The sequence below is a fragment of the Chitiniphilus eburneus genome (assembly GCF_005048205.1).
Lineage (GTDB): Bacteria > Pseudomonadota > Gammaproteobacteria > Burkholderiales > Chitinibacteraceae > Chitiniphilus > Chitiniphilus eburneus.
On sequence record NZ_SUMF01000047.1, the window covers coordinates 1 to 16,819 of the forward strand.

Genomic DNA, 16,819 nt, shown 5'->3' on the forward strand with positions numbered 1-16,819 from the left:
CGCATCGGCTGTAATTTGTTAAAGATCGGTTGCTTCGGACACTGCGCTTTTGAAACCTGCTAAACTCTTCGTTTCGCTTCGTTCTGCGCTGCGTCTCGTGCAGAGAGGCCGAACTATACGGCCAGGCCTGAAGGGCGTCAACACCTCCCTCGAGAAAAATCCAGGCTACAACGTTAAGTCACTGATCCGGCAGCAAACTTGCTTTTGGCATTTGCGGTTCGGCATGGATTTCCAAAGACAAAGCCCCGCTTCTGGCGGGGCTTTGTCGTATCTGGTGCAGGGCATTTCGGACTCAGCCCTGCGCAAGTCATCCACTGGGGATGGCGGCACGATATCGCCCGCATGTTGCACGCCGATGACAAGTTCAGTTTGCGAGGCCGGGCATGTGGGCGCCCAGGTAATCCAGGAAGCAGGCGATGCGGGCCGTCAGCGATGTATTGCGGTAATAGACGGCGTTGATGGGCTGGCGCACGTCCAGGGTGTGGCCGGCCAGTATCTGTACCAGGTCGCCCCGCACGCGGTCGGCCTGGGTCATGAAGTCCGACAGGCAGACCACCCCTTCGCCCGCCAGTGCCAGTTGCCGCAATGTTTCGCCACTGGATGCGGCAACGTCCGGAACGATATGCAGCGCGTTGCCGTGCGCATCGCGCAACGGCCACTGATTGAGGCTGTCGGGCCGATTGAAGCCGAGCAGTGTGTGGCCGGCCAGTTCGTCCGGCTGCCCGGGCGCGCCGCGCGCCGCCAGATAGCCCGGGCTGGCGACGACGCGCAGCGCGCTGCTGCCCAGGAAACGCGCATGCAGCGTGGAATCCTTGAGCTGGCCGATACGGATGGCTACGTCGGTGCGCTGTTCCAGCAGATCGATATATTGATCATCGGTATCCAGTTCCAGCGTGATATCGGGAAACCGCTGGCGAAAGCCGGCCACCAGCGGTACCACCACGTGCAGCATGAAGGGCGATGCCGCATTGACGCGCAGACGCCCTGCCGGGTGCTGGCGCCGCAGCGCCATCTGTTCCTCGGCATCGTCCACCGCCGCCACGATGGCGCGGGCGTGCGCGAGAAACGCCCGCCCTTCTTCCGTCAGCTCCAGCCGGCGCGTGGTGCGGCTGAGCAAGGTGGTGCCGAGTTTGTCTTCCAGGCGGCTCAGCGCGCGGCTGATGCCGGAGGTCGTCTGCGCCAACTGGCGCGCGGCGGCGGTGATCGATCCGCTATCGACCACGGTGAGAAAGGCCAGCAATTCGTCGAGCGTGGTTTTCATTGTTGATTTTTGGTTAATTATCTTGTGCAGAATGGCTGGTTTTTCTGCAAAGGCAAAGCATCGACACTGCGAGGCATTCCACTCACAGGAGAACAACGATGCCCATTGCCTTGCTGGCGCTGACCATCAGCGCCTTCGCCATCGGCACCACCGAATTCGTCATCGTCGGGCTGATTCCCACCATTGCCGCCGATCTGGGCGTGAGCCTGCCTTCGGCCGGGTTGCTGGTCAGTCTGTACGCCCTGGGCGTGGCGATCGGCGCCCCCTTGCTGACCGCCCTCACCGGCCGGGTGCCGCGCAAGGCACTGCTGCTGGGCCTGATGGCGCTGTTCACCGTCGGCAACCTGCTGGCATGGCAGGCGCCCGGCTATGCGTCGCTGATCGTCGCCCGCCTTCTCACCGGCCTGGCGCACGGCGTGTTCTTTTCCATCGGTTCGACCATCGCCACCGGGCTGGTGCCGCGCGAGAAAGCCGCCAGCGCCATAGCCATCATGTTCACCGGGCTGACCGTGGCCCTGGTGACCGGCGTACCGCTGGGAACCTTCATCGGCCAGCACGCGGGATGGCGCGAAACCTTCCTCGCCGTTTCCGCGCTGGGCGTACTGGCCTTCGCCGGTAGCGCGCTGTTCGTTCCCGCCAATATCAAGCACACACCGCCAGCGTCGATGCTCCGGCAATTGCAGGTGCTGGGGCAGCCGCGACTGTTACTGGTCTATGCGATGACGGCGGTGGGCTATGGCGGCAGCTTCATCGCCTTTACCTTCCTGGCGCCGCTGTTGCAGCAGGCCGGCTTTTCCGGCAACGCGATCAGCCTCGTGTTGCTGGTGTATGGCGTATCGGTGGCCGTCGGCAATCTGTGGGGCGGGCGCCTGGCCGACCGTGTCGGGCCGATCCGGGCATTGCAGCGCATCTTCCTGTTGCTGGCGCTGGTGCTGTTCGTGCTCACCTTCACCGCGCCGCATCCGGTCCTGGTGGTGCTCACCGTCCTGGCCTGGGGCGCCGTGGCATTCGGCAACGTGCCTGGCTTGCAGGTTTATGTGGTCAAGCAGGCCGAGCGCGTGGCTCCCCACGCGGTGGACGTGGCATCGGGCCTGAACATCGCGGCCTTCAACCTGGGCATCGCCTTTGGCGCCTGGGGCGGTGGCCTGATCGTGACCCACGTGGGGCTGGGCCATACACCGTGGATCGGTGCGCTGGTGGTGCTGGGCGCCTGGGGCCTGACCACCCTGAGCGGCCGGCTCGACCGCCGGATCGCCCATGCCGCCAGCCACGATATTCCCGGCGCGCTGCAACCGGCTGTCTGCACCCAGGCCGGCTGATCGCCCCCATTCGACCTGGAGCGGCTAACAAAACCCAGTACGACGGTTCCGGCAAGGCAGGCACCCGAATGTCCCGCGCCACGCCAACGAAGGGTTTCGTTCGCCGCTCTCGTTCCCCGTGTCCGCGTCAGCCGCCAGGGCGTGTCATCCAATCAGCCCTTCGGGTTCGGCGCATTTCGGGCGCCGCACAGCGCCCGAAATGCGCCGAACGCTGTCGTGAAACATTGGATGACACGCCCTAGGACACATTCCATCCATCGCTTCCACCAGGAGTACCACCATGCACCCACCCGCCATCGGCCTCGGCACCTTCCGCCTGCAAGGACAAGCAGCAATCGACTCGGTTCGCACCGGGCTGGAACTGGGCTATCGCCATGTCGATACCGCGCAGATCTACGGCAACGAGGCCGAAGTCGGCCAGGCGATTGCCGAAAGCAACGTACCGCGCAGCGATCTCTATCTGACCACCAAGGTCTGGACCGACCGGCTCGCCGCCGACCGGGTGGCACCCAGTCTGGAGGAAAGCCTGCGCAAGCTGCGCACCGACCGGGTGGACCTTGCGCTGATCCACTGGCCCTCGCCCGGCGATGCGCTGCCGGTGGCCGAATACCTTCCCGCGCTGCTGCGGGCGCGGGAGCAGGGCCTGACGCGCGCCATCGGCGTCTCCAACTTCACCATCGCGCACCTGACGCAAGCCATCGACGCCGTGGGCGCCGACGCCATCGCCACCTTGCAGATCGAAATCCACCCTTTTCTGCAAAACCGCAAGGTGGTGGCCTTCGCCCAGGCCCACGGCATCCACCTCACTGCATATATGTCGCTGGCCTACGGCAGGGTCCTGACCGACCCCACCATCGTCGCCATCGCCCAGCGCCACGGCGCAACCCCGGCGCAGGTGGCGCTGGCCTGGGGCATGCAACAGGGCTACGCGGTCATTCCGTCCTCCACCCGCCGCGAGAACCTGGCATCCAACCTCAAGGCGGTGGACCTTCATCTGAGCGACGACGACCTGGCCGCCATCGCCACGCTGGATCGGGGCGAACGCCTGGCCAACCCCGACTTTTCGCCCCACTGGGATTGATCGCGGCATCGCCACGCCCACGGCGCCCACGGGCGCCGTTTTTCGTTGATGGCCGGGCGGGGCGGCGCTTCGTGCATAGTGACAAGCCCCGACGCTTGCAGCGGTCGAAGTCGCCACCATCATTGATCACATCGAAGCCCACGTCCGCCGAGCCCGCCATGCCCCGCATCGCCGCCAACGATATCGACATCGAATACGACACCTTCGGCCAGCCCGACCGGCCCGCCGTGCTGCTGATCATGGGATTGGGCATGCAACTGGTGGCATGGCCAGAGGATTTCTGCCGCGCGCTGGCCGACGCCGGCTTTTATGTGATCCGCTATGACAATCGCGATGTGGGCCTGTCCACCCACATGCACCACCACGGCCGGCCGCGCCTGTCATGGCACATGTTCCGTCGCGCCATCGGCCTGCCGCTGCGCCCGCGTTACACGCTGGACGACATGGCCGCCGACGCCATTGGCCTGCTGGACGCGCTACAACTGCGCCAGGCACATCTGGTGGGGGTATCGATGGGCGGGATGATCGCCCAGATCATTGCCACGCGATGGCCGGAACGGGTGCTGACCCTGGCAAGCATCATGAGCACCAGCGGCGCGCCGGGCCTGCCCGGCCCCACGCCCCAGGCACAGACCGCCTTGTTGCGGCGCCCGCCGCGTGCCTACTACCGCCCGGAGCGACGCGACGACCTGGTGCGCTTTCTCCAGGATACCTTCCACATGCTCAACAGCCCTGGCTTTCCCATCGACGCCACGCTGCAACGACAGCGCATCCGCCAAGGGCTGGATCGCGCGCTGAACCCGGTCGGTACCCTGCGGCAGATTCTGGCCGTTGCCGCCGCGCCGGATCGCAGCGCCGCGCTGGCCGGCATCCGTACGCCGACGCTGGTGGTGCACGGGCTGGACGATCCGCTGCTGCCCGTGGCCTGCGGGCGCGATACCGCCGCCAAGATTCCCGCCGCGCGACTGGTGGAGGTGCCGGGCATGGCGCACGACCTGTCGCCCGGCGTGTGCGAGCAACTGTTGCGTCACCTGGTGCCGCACCTGCGGCAAGCACGGGCCGCCTAGCGCGGCAGGCCGCGCTCAACCCTTGCGGTCGATCCAGCGCAGCACGCGGTTGAACGACAGCCCCTGCAACAGGATGGAAAACAGCACCACCACATAGGTCGCGGTCAGGATCAGCGGCTTGTATTGATCGTTGGGCAGCGACAGCGCCAGCGCGATGGAAATACCCCCGCGCAGCCCGGCCCAGGTCATCAGCAACGGCGTGCGGCGGAAGTTGAAATCGTAACGCGAGCGGATCAGCCCCAGCGCACACACCAGAATGCTGGCATAGCGCGCCAGCAGCGTGATCGCGATCGCCACCAGCCCCACCAGCACGTAATCCAGCTTGATCACCACCACCACCATCTCCAGACCGATGATGACGAACAGGATGGCGTTGAAGATTTCGTCCAGCAGCGACCAGAACGCGTCCAGATGCTCGGTGGATTTGCGCGACATCGCCAGATGGCGCACCCGGTTGCCGATGAACAGCCCGGCGGTGACCACCGCGATCGGCGCCGACACGTGCAACAACTCGGACAGCGCGTAGCTGCTCAGCGCCAGCGCGATGATCATCATGATCTCGATCTCGTAGCTGTCGATCGACTTGATCGCCAGATACAGCGCGAACGACAGCGCCAGGCCCACCACCACGCCGCCCAGGATGTCCTTCACGATCAGCAGCAACACGCTCCAGTCCAGGCTGCTCACCGGCTGGCCGGCGTGCACCAGCCCCAGCAGCACGATGAACAGCACCACGCCGGTGCCATCGTTGAACAGCGCCTCGCCGGTGATCTTGGTCTTGATGTTCTTGATGCTGGGGCTATCGCCCAGCAACGCCAGCACGCAGACCGGATCGGTCGGCGAGATCAGCGCGCCGAAGATCAGGCAGTAGACAAAGGGCAGGTCCATGCCCAGCGCCTGGCATGCCAGATAGAACAGCACGCCCGTGATGCCCGTCGCCAGCATCACCCCCACCGTGGCGAACAGCGCGATGGGCAGCTTGTACGCCTTCAGCTCCGTCACATTCACATGCAGCGCCCCCGCGAACAGCAGGACCGCCAGCATGCCGTGCAACAGCAGGTTCTCGAAATCCAGCTTGTTCACCAGCACGCCCACGCTTTGCAGCGAAAACGCCGAGGTCTTGTCCATCACGATCAGCACCAGCGACAGCAGTACCGAAAAGAACAGCAGGCCGATGGACGCGGGAAACCGGAACACCTTATGGTTGATGTAGCCGCCGATGGACGTGATGGAAAACAGCAGGGCCAGCAGTTGCAGCGTCGATAGTTCCAAGGAAGCCTCGTTCTTGGTGAAGTGGCGAAGAAGGCGCGCAGGTCAAGCGGTTACGACAAAGCGCACTCGCGGCGGCAGGGGGAAAATACACGACACGCCGTGGGTCGGACCACCCTTTTTGCCATCGCCGCCGCGATTCGCTTCAGGTCCGCCATCCAGCGGGCAACACACTATGCTTGAGACACGCCGCTCCTCCCCTACCCAGCGTACCCGCCCATGATCGCACTCCTCGAAGCTCATCGCGCCGGCCTGCTCGGCCGCAGAAACTGGTTGCCCAACCTCATTGCCGGTGTCGTGGTCGGCGTCGTCGCGCTGCCGCTGGCGATGGCGTTCGCCATCGCCTCCGGCGCCAAGCCCGAACAGGGCCTGTACACCGCCATCGTCGCCGGGCTGGCGGTCTCCATCTTTGGCGGCAGCCGCTTGCAGATCGCCGGGCCGACGGGCGCCTTCATCGTCATCCTGTCCGGCGTCACCGCCAAGTACGGCATCGCCGGGCTGCAACTGGCCACGCTGATGGCGGGCTTCATCCTGCTGCTGTTCGGCCTGACCCGCATGGGCGCCGTGATCAAGTTCATTCCCGACCCGGTGATCGTCGGCTTCACCGCCGGCATCGCGGTCATCATCTGGACCGGGCAATGGCCGGATTTCTTCGGCCTGCCCGCCGCGCAGGGCGCGCACTTCCACGAAAAGCTGTGGCACATGCTGGAATCATTCCCGCAATGGCACCCCGCCACCACCGGCATTGCCGTGCTGTCGCTGCTGCTGGTGCTGTACGGCCCGCGCATCCCCGGCCTGAAACGCGTGCCCGGCCCGCTGCTGGCCATGGTTGCCGCCACCGCCATCCAGGCGATCTTCCAGTTCGACGGCGTGACCACCATCGGCAGCGCCTTTGGCGGCATCCCGCAGGGGCTGCCCACCTTCGCCCTGCCGGAAATCACCGCCTCGCGCCTGATCGAGCTGATTGGCCCGGCCTTCACCATCGCCATTCTCGGTGCCATCGAATCGCTGCTGTCGGCGGTAGTGGCCGATGGCATGGCCGGCACCCGGCACAACGCCAACCAGGAGCTGGTCGGCCAGGGCATCGCCAATATGGTGACGCCGCTGTTCGGCGGCTTCGCCGCCACCGGCGCGCTCGCCCGCACCGCCACCAACGTGCGCAATGGCGGCACCAGCCCGCTGGCAGGCATCGCCCACGCCGTGTTCCTGCTGCTGGTGCTGCTGTTGCTGGCACCGCTGGCGGCCGACATCCCCCTGCCCGCGCTGGCCGCCATCCTGTTCGTGGTGGCGTGGAACATGAGCGAGGCGCGCCACTTCCTGCGCATGGCACGCCGCGCGCCGCGCGCCGACGTGGTGATCCTGCTGGTGACCTTCGCGCTCACCGTATTCGCCGACCTGGTGGTGGCGGTGAACATCGGCGTGATCCTGGCGACGCTGCACTTCCTGCGGCGCATGTCGTCCAGCGTCGCGGTCACGGCGCAGGGCAGCCAGGAGCTGAAAAAGGAATTCGGCCATCGCGGCTTCACCGACCTGCCGCCGGGCCTGCTGGTCTATGCGCTGGAGGGGCCATTCTTCTTTGGCGCCGCCGAAAACTTCGAGCGCACGCTGAGCAATATCCACGCCGATCCGCGCGTACTGATCATCCGCCTGAAATGGGTGCCTTTCATCGACATCACCGGCCTTCAGACGCTGGAGGAAGTGATCGGCTCGCTGCACAAGCGCGGCGTGCTGGTGAAGCTATCGGGCGCCAACGAGCGGGTATCCGAAAAACTGGACCGGGCCGGCATCGTCGATCTGGTCGGTCGCGAACACGTGCACCCCGCGTTCGACGAAGCGCTGGCTTCCGCCACCGCCCTGATCGCGTCCGGCGCATCGCTGCGGCCCCCCGCCCGCCCGCAATAGCGCAAATGGAAACGGCCCGGATCACCGGGCCGTTCATCCATGGGCCAGCCGCTCACTGACCGGCGTGCTTGCCGCCTTGCAGCGCTTCCACGTGTTTCAGATGCGCTTGCAGCCTGGGCAGGGTATCGGCGGCGAATTTCTTCAGGTCGGGGTCCTTGCCCGACTTCGCCTGCTTGCTGAACAGCGCAATCGCCTCCTGGTGCGCCGCGCGCTGCTGCTTGAGGAATTCCTCGTCGAAGTCCTTGCCGGATACTCCGTTCAACCGCGCCAGTTGCTTGCGGTTCGCCTCGCCAGGCTCGGAGGGCGGCGACAGGTTCTTCAACGCCGCCACCGTGTTCAGGCGTTCGTTGGCCTTGGTGTGATCGTCGATCAGCATATTGGCCAGTTGCTTGACGCCTTCGGACGACCCCTTCTGCAAAGCCAGCCGCCCGGCTTCCACCTCGGCCAGCCCGGCGGCGCCGGCTTGTTCGATGAAGCTCGCGTCGGCGCGGCCCACCCCGGATTTGTTCACCGACGCGGGCGGTGTGCTGGTAACCCCGGTGGTGGGCGCCGCCAGCGCGGTACCGGCAACCAGGGCGGCGGCCAGCAGGGAGATACGGATGCCGTGTTTCATCTGCGTGCTCCAGGTGAGTTGACCCCGCTCATCCTGCAAGACGCATGCCATACGGGCACCCGCCACCCGCCCCACGCCGTACCGCCCATTCAGCAATATTTCCAGCCTGTGTTGTAACAAACACCCGCTACCGGAACCCGCTCACCCCACGCGGCGTCCGCCGCACCACACCGCCCGCACCAACGGCGTCTGCGGCGTGGACCGCACGCGGATCACGTCGCCACGCAGCTCGGGCGCGATCTCGCCCCGGTCGTCCATGCCGACCAGCCGTGCCGGATTGCGCGTCACGGTCGCCATTGCCTGCGGCAAGGTCCAGCCGGCCTCGTCCACCAGCATGAACGCCGCGTGCAACAGGCTGGCCGGCACGTAGTCGGACGACAGCACGTCCAGCAGGCCCGCACGCGCCAGCGATGCAGCGGAGACATTGCCCGAGTGCGAGCCACCGCGCACCACATTGGGCGCCCCCATCACGATGGCCTGCGCCGCCACGCGCGCCGCCTGGGCCGCCAGCAGCGTGGTGGGGAATTCCGACACCGTCACGCCATCCGCCGCGCCCTCCGCCACGTGTTCCAGCGTGGTGTCGTCATGGCTGGCCAGCGCCACGCCGCGTTCCCGCGCCAGCCGTACCACGGCATGGCGATTGCGTTGCGCATGCTCGTGCTGCTTGCGCTGACGCATCGCCACGTCCTCGGCCAGCCGGGCATCGCTCCAGTGTTCGTGCTTCTGCGTATAGATGCGGTATTTCTCCAGGTCCATCCATTGCCGCTGGCCCGGCGTGTGATCCATCACCGACAGCAGCTTGAGCAGTGGCTCGTCCAGATAGCGTTGCAGCAGTTCCAGCACGTCGCCGCTCGACACTTCGCAGCGCAGGTGCAACCAGTGCTCGACCCGGGTGTGGCCGTGCGCCACCGCATGGCGCAGCGCATCGATGGACGGGCCCAGCGTCTGCGCGCGGGTGCTGCCGGCGTCCTCGCCGATGCACAGCGCGTCGAACACGGTGGTGATGCCGGCGCTGGCCACCTGGGCATCGTGGATCGCCAGCGCCGAATGCACCGGCCACACCACGCCGGGGCGCGGGCCCAGGTGCTTTTCCAGGTTGTCGGTATGCAGCTCCACCAGGCCGGGCAGCAGATAGTCGCCATCGCAATCCTCGGCGCCGGGCACGGCGGTCCGGCCGGGCGCCACCTCGGCGATGCGGCCATCGGCCAGCCGCAGCGTGCCGTGGATGATCTCGTCCGCCAGCACGATGCGGGCGTTGGTCAGAAGGCATTCGTTCATGTGGCGACTTCCGGGGTCAGGGTCAGGGAGAAGCAGCGCGTGGCGACGCGGTCGCGGATCGCCACGTCGTGGAAGATGCCGGCGATGGCCGCGCCACGGCCACGGGCAACGTCGATCAGTTGCGCCACGCGCTCGGCATTGGCGGCATCGAGCGATGCCGTGGGTTCGTCCAGCAGCAGCACCGGATGCTCGGCGACCAGACCGCGCGCAATGTTCACGCGCTGCTGCTCGCCACCGGAGAACGTGGCCGGCGGCAGGCGCCACAGCCGTTCGGGCAGGCTCAGCGCGCGCAGCAGCAGCGCCGCGCGCTCGCGTGCCTCATCCTCCGCCACGCCGCGCTCGCGCAGCGGCGCGGCCACGATGTCCAGCGTCGGCACGCGTGGAATGACCCGCAGGAACTGGCTGACATAACCGAGCGTATCGCGTCGCAGCAGCAGCACATCGCGCGGGGCGGCCCGGCCCAGCACCACCCAGCCGTCGGCGCCACGCACGCGCACTTCGCCGGCGCTGGCGAGATAGTTGCCATACAGGCAGCGCAGCAGCGTGCTCTTGCCGGTGCCGGATGGCCCCGTCAGCGCCACGCATTCGCCGCGCGCCACGGCGAGGTCGATGCCATCCAGCACCGGCAACCGCGCGCCATTTTGTTGATGCAGCGTGAACGTCTTGGCCAGGCCACGGGTTTCGATCATCAGGTTATCGTTCATGCGCGGCTCACAGGTGAAGAACAGAGGACACCAGCAACTGGGTATAGGGATGCTGCGGGTCGTCCAGCACCTGGTCGGTCAGGCCGGTCTCGACCACGCGCCCGCCCTGCATCACCAGCAGCCGGTGCGCCAGCAGGCGCGCCACCGCCAGATCGTGGGTGACGATCACCGCCGCCAGGCCGTAGCGGGTGACCAGCTCGCGCAGCAGGTCGAGCAGGCGCGCCTGCACCGAGACATCCAGACCGGCCGTGGGCTCGTCCATCAGCATCAGCCTCGGCTTGGTCACCAGGTTGCGGGCGATCTGCAACCGCTGTTGCATACCGCCGGAAAACCGGGTCGGCGCCTCGTCGATACGCGCCGGGTCCAGCTCCACCCGCGCCAGCCAGTCCTGCGCGGTGGCGCGAATCTCGCCGTAGTGCCGCGCGCCGGTGGCCATCAGGCGCTCGCCGACATTGGCGCCGGCGCTGCCGTCCATCCGCAGCCCATCGCGCGGGTTCTGCTCGACGAAGCCCCAGTCGGTGCGCAGCAGCCAGCGCCGCTCGGCTTCGGACAACCGCGACAGCTCAGTCAGGCCACGGCCCAGCAATGCGTATTCGATCGTGCCGGCATCGGCCGCCAGCCGGGTGGACAACAGCTTGAGCAACGTCGATTTGCCCGAGCCCGATTCACCGACCACCGCCAGCACCTCGCCGGGCCACAACTCGAAGCCGACCTCGGCGCAACCGATGCGCGCGCCGTAATAGCGGGTCAGCCCGCTGACCTTCAACAACGGCGTGGGAAGCCTGCTGTCAACTTGCATGTTTCAGCTCCAGTTCAGGACGAAGCAGGCCCCCGGCCAAGCCGGGCGCTCGCCATATTGTTGGATGCCGACACCGGCTTCCTCTGATCGATTCCAACTCCCCCCGCCCTCGCCGCTGCGAGGGGGCCTCGCTGCGCTCGATGGGTCGGCCCGATGTGGCTGGCATGCTCAGCCACGGCGTTTGAAGCCTGCTGTCAACTTGCATGTTTCAGCTCCAGTTCAGGACGAAGCAGGCCCCCGGCCAAGCCGGGCGCTCGCCATATTGTTGGATGCCGACACCGGCTTCCTCTGATCGATTCCAACTCCCCCCGCCCTCGCCGCTGCGAGGGGGCCTCGCTGCGCTCGATGGGTCGGCCCGATGTGGCTGGCATGCTCAGCCACGGCGTTTGAAGCCTGCTGTCAACTTGCATGTTTCAGCTCCAGTTCAGGACGAAGCAGGCCCCCGGCCAAGCCGGGCGCTCGCCATATTGTTGGATGCCGGGCCGGTGTGGCCGGCGTGTTGCCGCGATGTGCAGTATTCGGAATCGGAGCAGACGAACATCCGTCCGCCCGCGTCGTCCAGCACCACCTCATCCAGAAAGCTGTCATCGGCGCCACACAGTGCGCACGGCGCATCCCAGCGCTGCACGCTGAACGGGTGGTCGTCGAAGTCCAGGCTTTCAACGCGGGTATACGGCGGCACGGCGTAGACGCGCTTTTCGCGCCCGGCGCCGAACAGTTGCAACGCCGGGCTGCGGTTCAGCTTGGGGTTGTCGAACTTGGGGATCGGCGACGGCGACATCAAGTAGCGACCGTTGACCATCACCGGATAGTCGTAGGTGGTGGCGATATGGCCATAGCGCGCGATGTCTTCGTACAGCTTCACGTGCATGAAGCCATAGTCGGCCAGCGCGTGCAGCGTGCGCGTCACCGCCTCGCGGGGCTCCAGCCGGCGCATCGGTTCCGGCTGGGGCACCTGATAGACCATGATCTGGCCTTCGGCGAGCGGCGCCTCGGGAATACGGTGGCGGGTCTGGATCACCGTGGCCTCGGCGGTGCGATCGGTGGTGGCGACATCGGCGGTACGGGCGAAGAAACGGCGGATGTTCACCGCGTTCACCGTATCGTCCGAGCCCTGGTCGATCACCTTGAGCACATCGTCGCGACCAAGCACGGCGGCGGTCACCTGGATGCCGCCGGTGCCCCAGCCGTAGGGCAGCGGCATTTCACGGCTGCCGAACGGTACCTGGTAGCCGGGGATCGCCACCGCCTTGAGCAGCGCGCGGCGCAGCATGCGTTTGGTCTGCGGGTCCAGGTAGGCGAAGTTGTAACCGGTGGCGCTCATGCGGTCTGCTCCTCGGCGGCTTGGGGTTGGGCGGCCTCGGCGCGCATGCGGCGCACCAGTTCCAGTTCCGACTGGAAATCGACGTAATGCGGCAGCTTCAGGTGCTGCACGAAACCGCCCGCCTCCACATTGTCGGAATGCGACAACACGAATTCGGCCTGCTGCGCTGGCGAGGCGGCATCCTCGCCCAGCTCGGCGCAACGCAGCGCGCGATCGACCAGCGCCATTGCCATGGTCTTGCGCTCGGCCTCGCCGAACGCCAGCCCATAGCCGCGCGTGAACTGCGGCGGCGTGCTGGCGGAGCCGGCGAACTGGTTCACCATCTGGCATTCCGTCACGGTGATCCCGCCGATCCCGATGGCAAAGCCCAGTTCCTCGGGCACCACTTCCAGCGCCACCTCGCCCATACGGATTTCACCGGCGAACGGGTGGGTATGCGAATAGCCGCGCTGGGTGGAATACCCCATCGCCAGCAGAAAGCCCTCATCGCCGCGCGCCAGGTTTTGCAGCCGGGTGGCGCGGTCGGCCGGAAAGCCGAGCGGCTCGCGCGACAGGTCGGTCGGCGCGGGATCGCCCGGCAAGGGCAGTTCCGGCTCGATCAGCCCTTCCTCGCCCAGCAGGTCGGTACCGCGCGGCAGCGTGTCCGGCAACGGCTCGACACCGGGCACCGCGTCGGGAGCCCCCCCTTCGGCCAGCAGCGAGAAATCGAGCAGCCGCTGCGTATAGTCGTAGGTCGGCCCCAGCACCTGCCCGCCCGGCAGTTCCTTGAAGGTGGCGGAAATGCGCCGCCGCACCGCCATGCGCGCGGTATCCAGCGGCACGGTGTAGCCAAAGCGCGGCAAGGTGGTGCGGTAGGCGCGCAGCAGGAAGATCGCCTCCACCTGGTCGCCCGCCGCCTGCTTCAGCGCCAGCGCAGCCAGTTCCTCGTCGTAGAGCGAGCCTTCGGCCATGACGCGTGCCACGCCCAGCCGTAGCTGGCCGGCGATCTGCGCCGTATCGATCTCGGCCACGGCCGGGTCGCCCCGGCGTGCCTGCGCCAGCAGCGCGCTGGCATTGAGAATGGCGGTTTCCCCGCCTTTGACGGCCACGTACATGTCATGCCTCCCGAATGGTGGTGGTACGCGGCAGGCCGACGATCCGGTCGCCCGCCACCAGCAACAGATCGATCCCCAGCGGAAAATGCCCGGTATTGCGCTGCCAGTCGCGCCAGAAGCCAGCCGGCAAGCCGGCCACGCCCAGCGTCGTTTCGCCATCGATGCCGGGGCCGGACCAGACCAGCCCGTCGTCGGTGAAGTCGGCCACCTGGATCAGCAGCGTGGCGGAGCGATCCGGGTATTCCGGCTCACCCTGCGGAAAATCGGCCAGGGCCGGCATGGTCGCGGGATCGTCGATCAGCGCGAAGCGCGCCTGCGCCGGCCGTTCAACCAGCGGGCAGCCGGTATGGAAGCGCAGCCACGGCGCCGCGTCGGGCGATTGCAGCCACAGCGGGGTTTCGTAATCGCACAGCGTGAGCGCGGCGGCGCCGGTCGCGGTGGCCAGTGGCGCGGGGGCTTCCAGCGCCAGCGGCACGGTATGGATGCGCCCCGGGTGGGACAACGCATCGAGCAGCACCCGGAACACGCGCTGGGCGTCATCCTCGGGCTGAGCAAACCCCGGCAGCAGCGGGGCGTTCACGCAAAAGCCTGGAGCAGTCATCAGTCCCCCCGCGCCAGCGTGAAGAAGTTGACGCGCGTGGCCGCGGCCTGGGCGCTGGCGACATCGCGTGCCGCGCGCTGGCGCTCGGCCAGCGGTGCGATCACGGTGGGCAGCAGATCGGCGCGGCGGCGGTCGTCCTGCAACAGCAGGTCGAACAGCGCCACCAGCTCGGCGTGCCGCGCCACGCGGCCCCGCACATAGCCCACACCCAACCGGCCGTCATCGTCCTGCACCGCGCAGCGCGTGACCGACACTTCGCCCAGGTTGAACTGGCCACCGGTACCGCCCGCACGGCCGCGCACCATCATCAACCCGGTCTCGGGCCGGCGCAGCCACTGCAACGCGGGCAAGGCATGGCGCGACAGGTGCGCTTCCAGCTCGGCCGGCGCGGCCTGGGCCAGCACGCCCAGCCAGTGACGCCGCTGCGCCTGGTTTGGATCTTGAGTCATCGAGGCTCCTTCCTGTATATATGTCTATACAAGTTACGGCCGAGAGTATTGGCTCAAGCGATGCGCCGAGTAAATCACCGCCGCGTGAATCTTTTTTTAAACGAGTGCCCGATGCGGTCGCTTGCGGCACCATCTCGGTTCCAGCACACCCATGGGCAAGGAAGACCGCATGATCCAGCGAGGTTCCGGCGTCGCGGTATGGCGCCAGATCGAACAGACCATCGAAGAAGAGATCACCAGCCAGCGTTACCGCGTGGGCGAACGCCTGCCCACCGAGGCCGAGTTCGCCGCGCGCTTCGAGGTCAACCGCCACACCATCCGCCGCGCGGTGGCCGCGCTGGAAACACGCGGCCTGGTGCGCGTGGAACAAGGCCGGGGCATCTTTCTCCAGGACTACGCCGTCCACTACACGGTGGGCAAACGCACGCGGTTTTCCGAATCGCTCAAGCGCCTGCAACGGGAAGGCCAGATCGAAGTGCTGCGCTCGCAGGAAATACCCGCCAGCGCCAAGGTGGCGCAGGCATTGCGGCTGGCCGAAGGCGAGCGGGTATTGCAGGTGGACAGCCTGGCGCGCGCCGACGGCGGCGTGGTCAGCGTCACCACCCGCTTCTTCCCCGCGCAACGTTTCGCCGGCCTGGCCGAGGTCTACGCCGAGACCGGCTCGATCACCACCGCAATGCACCGCTACGGCGTGGCCGACTACGAACGACTGGAAAGCCGCATCACCGCCCGCCTGCCCGAAGAACAGGTGGCGCGACATCTGCAACGGCCGAAAAACCAGCCAGTGTTACAGGTGGAAGGCATCAACATCGACCAGCACGGCATACCCATCGAATTCGGTATCAGCCGCCTGGCCGGCGATGCGGTGCAGTTGGTCGTGGGTGGCGACGAGGGCTAGGGCGAATCGACATTCAAACGTGGGTGCGAAGGACGAAGGCCGGATGCAGGGCGAGGCACAACGCAGCAATGCGCCCGGCCTTCGTCCTTCCCTTCGGGTTGGCCCGTGGGCCGGTGTCTGCTTTGTCGCACAGCTTGCAGATAGGAGGGCTCTCTGCGGCGCCGCGCTTCGCGCAGTCACCCGGCCCACGAACCAACGCACCCCATGTTTGAATATCGATTCGCCCTAGAGGCAACGGCCCGGATCGTTGAGCCCGCGCACCACGCACAACCGTCATGCAAGCTCCGTAGCATGGCGCGCCGGATAAGGAGAACAGACATGTTGCAAGGAATCGTGGCGCGGCGCGCGCTGTTGGGCGATGGCGCCTGGCATGACACCTCCATCGCTTTTGCCAATGGGCTGATCGATACCCTCGGCGGCCCCGCCCCGGCCGGTGCGCTCGACTGCGGCGACTATCTGGTGCTGCCCGGTATCGTCGATCTGCACGGCGACGCATTCGAGCGGCAGATCCTGCCCCGGCCCGAGGCGGCCTTTCCGCTGCCGCTGGCACTCGCCGACACCGACCGCCAACTGGTCGCCAACGGCATCACCACCGCGTTCCACGGAATCACCTGGAGCTGGGAAGGCGGCCTGCGCGGTCGCGAGAACGCCATCGGCATCCGCACCGCGCTGGCGCGGCTGAAGCCCCGGCTGGCCGCCGACCATCGCATCCACCTGCGCTGGGAAACCCACAACCTGGATGCCGTGGACGAAATCGCCGACTGGCTGGCCACCGGCCACATCGACCTGCTGGCGTTCAACGATCACCTGGACATGGTGCAGGCGCGGCTGGGCGACGACGGCAAGCTGCGCAAGTACGCCGAGCGCGCCGGGCTGTCGCTGGCCGAGTTCCGCGCGCTGGTGGCGCGCGTGGAAGCGCGTGCCGACGAAGTACCCGCTGCGATTGCCACCCTGGCCGGCCATGCACGGGCCGCTGGCGTCGCCATGGCGTCGCATGACGACGACACCCGCGCCGAGCGCGAATGCTTCCAGGCACTGGGTTGCACGATCAGCGAATTCCCGCGCACCGCCGAAGCCACCGCCGCAGCCCGCGCGCTCGGCAGCCCCACGGTGTTCGGCGCGCCCAACGTAGTGCGCGGCGGCAGCCATTGCGGCGCGCC

16 protein-coding genes are annotated in these 16,819 nt (G+C 67.0%); 6 read left to right on the forward strand and 10 right to left on the reverse strand.

What is annotated here, in order from left to right; translation table 11 throughout:
- Positions 1–364: 364 nt before the first annotated feature.
- Positions 365–1,261: a LysR family transcriptional regulator gene (locus FAZ21_RS19170; protein ID WP_136775042.1), complete on the reverse strand. Its 897-nt coding sequence runs from the start codon at positions 1,259–1,261 to the stop codon at positions 365–367.
- A 98-nt stretch (positions 1,262–1,359) separates the two neighbouring features.
- On the opposite strand from FAZ21_RS19170, the gene FAZ21_RS19175 reads away from it, so the two are divergent.
- The 3 genes from FAZ21_RS19175 to FAZ21_RS19185 all read left to right on the forward strand — a co-directional run bounded on the left by FAZ21_RS19175 (position 1,360) and on the right by FAZ21_RS19185 (position 4,728).
- Positions 1,360–2,580 carry an MFS transporter gene (locus FAZ21_RS19175; RefSeq protein WP_211243533.1) on the forward strand — a complete coding sequence of 407 codons (1,221 nt, stop codon included), beginning with the start codon at positions 1,360–1,362 and terminating at the stop codon, positions 2,578–2,580.
- 280 nt (positions 2,581–2,860) lie between these two features.
- Positions 2,861–3,661, forward strand: coding sequence for a 2,5-didehydrogluconate reductase DkgB (gene dkgB / locus FAZ21_RS19180; RefSeq protein ID WP_136775043.1), 801 nt, complete (start codon positions 2,861–2,863; stop codon positions 3,659–3,661).
- Positions 3,662–3,819: 158 nt separating this feature from the next.
- A complete protein-coding gene (locus tag FAZ21_RS19185) occupies positions 3,820–4,728 on the forward strand; it encodes an alpha/beta fold hydrolase (protein WP_136775044.1) in 909 nt (302 codons plus the stop codon).
- 15 nt (positions 4,729–4,743) lie between these two features.
- Here FAZ21_RS19185 and FAZ21_RS19190 read toward each other — a convergent pair whose 3' ends face one another.
- Positions 4,744–6,000 (reverse strand): cation:proton antiporter, encoded by a 1,257-nt coding sequence (locus tag FAZ21_RS19190; RefSeq protein WP_136775045.1) that lies wholly within the window; start codon positions 5,998–6,000, stop codon positions 4,744–4,746.
- A gap of 216 nt (positions 6,001–6,216) precedes the next feature.
- On the opposite strand from FAZ21_RS19190, the gene FAZ21_RS19195 reads away from it, so the two are divergent.
- Entirely contained in the window at positions 6,217–7,899 is a 1,683-nt protein-coding gene (locus FAZ21_RS19195) for a SulP family inorganic anion transporter (protein ID WP_136775046.1), read from the forward strand.
- A 52-nt stretch (positions 7,900–7,951) separates the two neighbouring features.
- Here the strand turns inward: FAZ21_RS19195 and FAZ21_RS19200 are convergent, their stop codons facing one another.
- The 8 genes from FAZ21_RS19200 to phnG form a co-directional block, all read right to left on the reverse strand.
- Positions 7,952–8,512 (reverse strand): DUF4142 domain-containing protein, encoded by a 561-nt coding sequence (locus tag FAZ21_RS19200; RefSeq protein WP_169307506.1) that lies wholly within the window; start codon positions 8,510–8,512, stop codon positions 7,952–7,954.
- Positions 8,513–8,653: 141 nt separating this feature from the next.
- The gene (locus FAZ21_RS19205) at positions 8,654–9,790 is read right to left on the reverse strand and encodes an alpha-D-ribose 1-methylphosphonate 5-triphosphate diphosphatase (RefSeq protein WP_136775048.1); all 1,137 of its coding nucleotides are present in this window, start codon (positions 9,788–9,790) and stop codon (positions 8,654–8,656) included.
- Positions 9,787–10,494 carry a phosphonate C-P lyase system protein PhnL gene (gene phnL, locus FAZ21_RS19210; protein WP_136775049.1) on the reverse strand — a complete coding sequence of 236 codons (708 nt, stop codon included), beginning with the start codon at positions 10,492–10,494 and terminating at the stop codon, positions 9,787–9,789. Before phnL ends, FAZ21_RS19205 begins: the two co-directional genes overlap by 4 nt.
- Positions 10,495–10,501: 7 nt before the next feature.
- The gene (phnK, locus tag FAZ21_RS19215) at positions 10,502–11,293 is read right to left on the reverse strand and encodes a phosphonate C-P lyase system protein PhnK (protein WP_136775050.1); all 792 of its coding nucleotides are present in this window, start codon (positions 11,291–11,293) and stop codon (positions 10,502–10,504) included.
- Between the two features lie 424 nt (positions 11,294–11,717).
- The gene (locus tag FAZ21_RS19230) at positions 11,718–12,617 is read right to left on the reverse strand and encodes an alpha-D-ribose 1-methylphosphonate 5-phosphate C-P-lyase PhnJ (protein WP_136775051.1); all 900 of its coding nucleotides are present in this window, start codon (positions 12,615–12,617) and stop codon (positions 11,718–11,720) included.
- Positions 12,614–13,711, reverse strand: a complete 1,098-nt coding sequence (locus tag FAZ21_RS19235) for a carbon-phosphorus lyase complex subunit (RefSeq protein WP_136775052.1) — start codon at positions 13,709–13,711, stop codon at positions 12,614–12,616. Before FAZ21_RS19235 ends, FAZ21_RS19230 begins: the two co-directional genes overlap by 4 nt.
- 1 nt (position 13,712) lies before the next feature.
- Positions 13,713–14,291 (reverse strand): phosphonate C-P lyase system protein PhnH, encoded by a 579-nt coding sequence (gene phnH / locus FAZ21_RS19240; protein ID WP_211243534.1) that lies wholly within the window; start codon positions 14,289–14,291, stop codon positions 13,713–13,715.
- Positions 14,292–14,311: 20 nt separating this feature from the next.
- Positions 14,312–14,761 carry a phosphonate C-P lyase system protein PhnG gene (gene phnG / locus FAZ21_RS19245; protein WP_136775054.1) on the reverse strand — a complete coding sequence of 150 codons (450 nt, stop codon included), beginning with the start codon at positions 14,759–14,761 and terminating at the stop codon, positions 14,312–14,314.
- Between the two features lie 169 nt (positions 14,762–14,930).
- On the opposite strand from phnG, the gene phnF reads away from it, so the two are divergent.
- Both phnF and FAZ21_RS19255 read left to right on the forward strand, forming a co-directional pair.
- Positions 14,931–15,659, forward strand: a complete 729-nt coding sequence (gene phnF / locus FAZ21_RS19250) for a phosphonate metabolism transcriptional regulator PhnF (protein WP_136775055.1) — start codon at positions 14,931–14,933, stop codon at positions 15,657–15,659.
- Between the two features lie 318 nt (positions 15,660–15,977).
- Positions 15,978–16,819, forward strand: an 842-nt coding sequence (locus FAZ21_RS19255; protein ID WP_136775056.1) for an alpha-D-ribose 1-methylphosphonate 5-triphosphate diphosphatase, incomplete at its 3' end; no start/stop codon positions are given.

What these genes read in the sequence shown, in the direction of transcription:
- FAZ21_RS19170 (WP_136775042.1), bottom strand. Translation starts at nt 1,261, where the DNA reads ATGAAAACCACGCTCGACGAATTGCTGGCCTTTCTCACCGTGGTCGAT.
- FAZ21_RS19175 (WP_211243533.1), top strand. Translation starts at nt 1,360, where the DNA reads ATGCCCATTGCCTTGCTGGCGCTGACCATCAGCGCCTTCGCCATCGGC.
- dkgB (WP_136775043.1), top strand. Translation starts at nt 2,861, where the DNA reads ATGCACCCACCCGCCATCGGCCTCGGCACCTTCCGCCTGCAAGGACAA.
- FAZ21_RS19185 (WP_136775044.1), top strand. Translation starts at nt 3,820, where the DNA reads ATGCCCCGCATCGCCGCCAACGATATCGACATCGAATACGACACCTTC.
- FAZ21_RS19195 (WP_136775046.1), top strand. Translation starts at nt 6,217, where the DNA reads ATGATCGCACTCCTCGAAGCTCATCGCGCCGGCCTGCTCGGCCGCAGA.
- FAZ21_RS19200 (WP_169307506.1), bottom strand. Translation starts at nt 8,512, where the DNA reads ATGAAACACGGCATCCGTATCTCCCTGCTGGCCGCCGCCCTGGTTGCC.
- FAZ21_RS19205 (WP_136775048.1), bottom strand. Translation starts at nt 9,790, where the DNA reads ATGAACGAATGCCTTCTGACCAACGCCCGCATCGTGCTGGCGGACGAG.
- phnL (WP_136775049.1), bottom strand. Translation starts at nt 10,494, where the DNA reads ATGAACGATAACCTGATGATCGAAACCCGTGGCCTGGCCAAGACGTTC.
- phnK (WP_136775050.1), bottom strand. Translation starts at nt 11,293, where the DNA reads ATGCAAGTTGACAGCAGGCTTCCCACGCCGTTGTTGAAGGTCAGCGGG.
- FAZ21_RS19230 (WP_136775051.1), bottom strand. Translation starts at nt 12,617, where the DNA reads ATGAGCGCCACCGGTTACAACTTCGCCTACCTGGACCCGCAGACCAAA.
- FAZ21_RS19235 (WP_136775052.1), bottom strand. Translation starts at nt 13,711, where the DNA reads ATGTACGTGGCCGTCAAAGGCGGGGAAACCGCCATTCTCAATGCCAGC.
- phnG (WP_136775054.1), bottom strand. Translation starts at nt 14,761, where the DNA reads ATGACTCAAGATCCAAACCAGGCGCAGCGGCGTCACTGGCTGGGCGTG.
- phnF (WP_136775055.1), top strand. Translation starts at nt 14,931, where the DNA reads ATGATCCAGCGAGGTTCCGGCGTCGCGGTATGGCGCCAGATCGAACAG.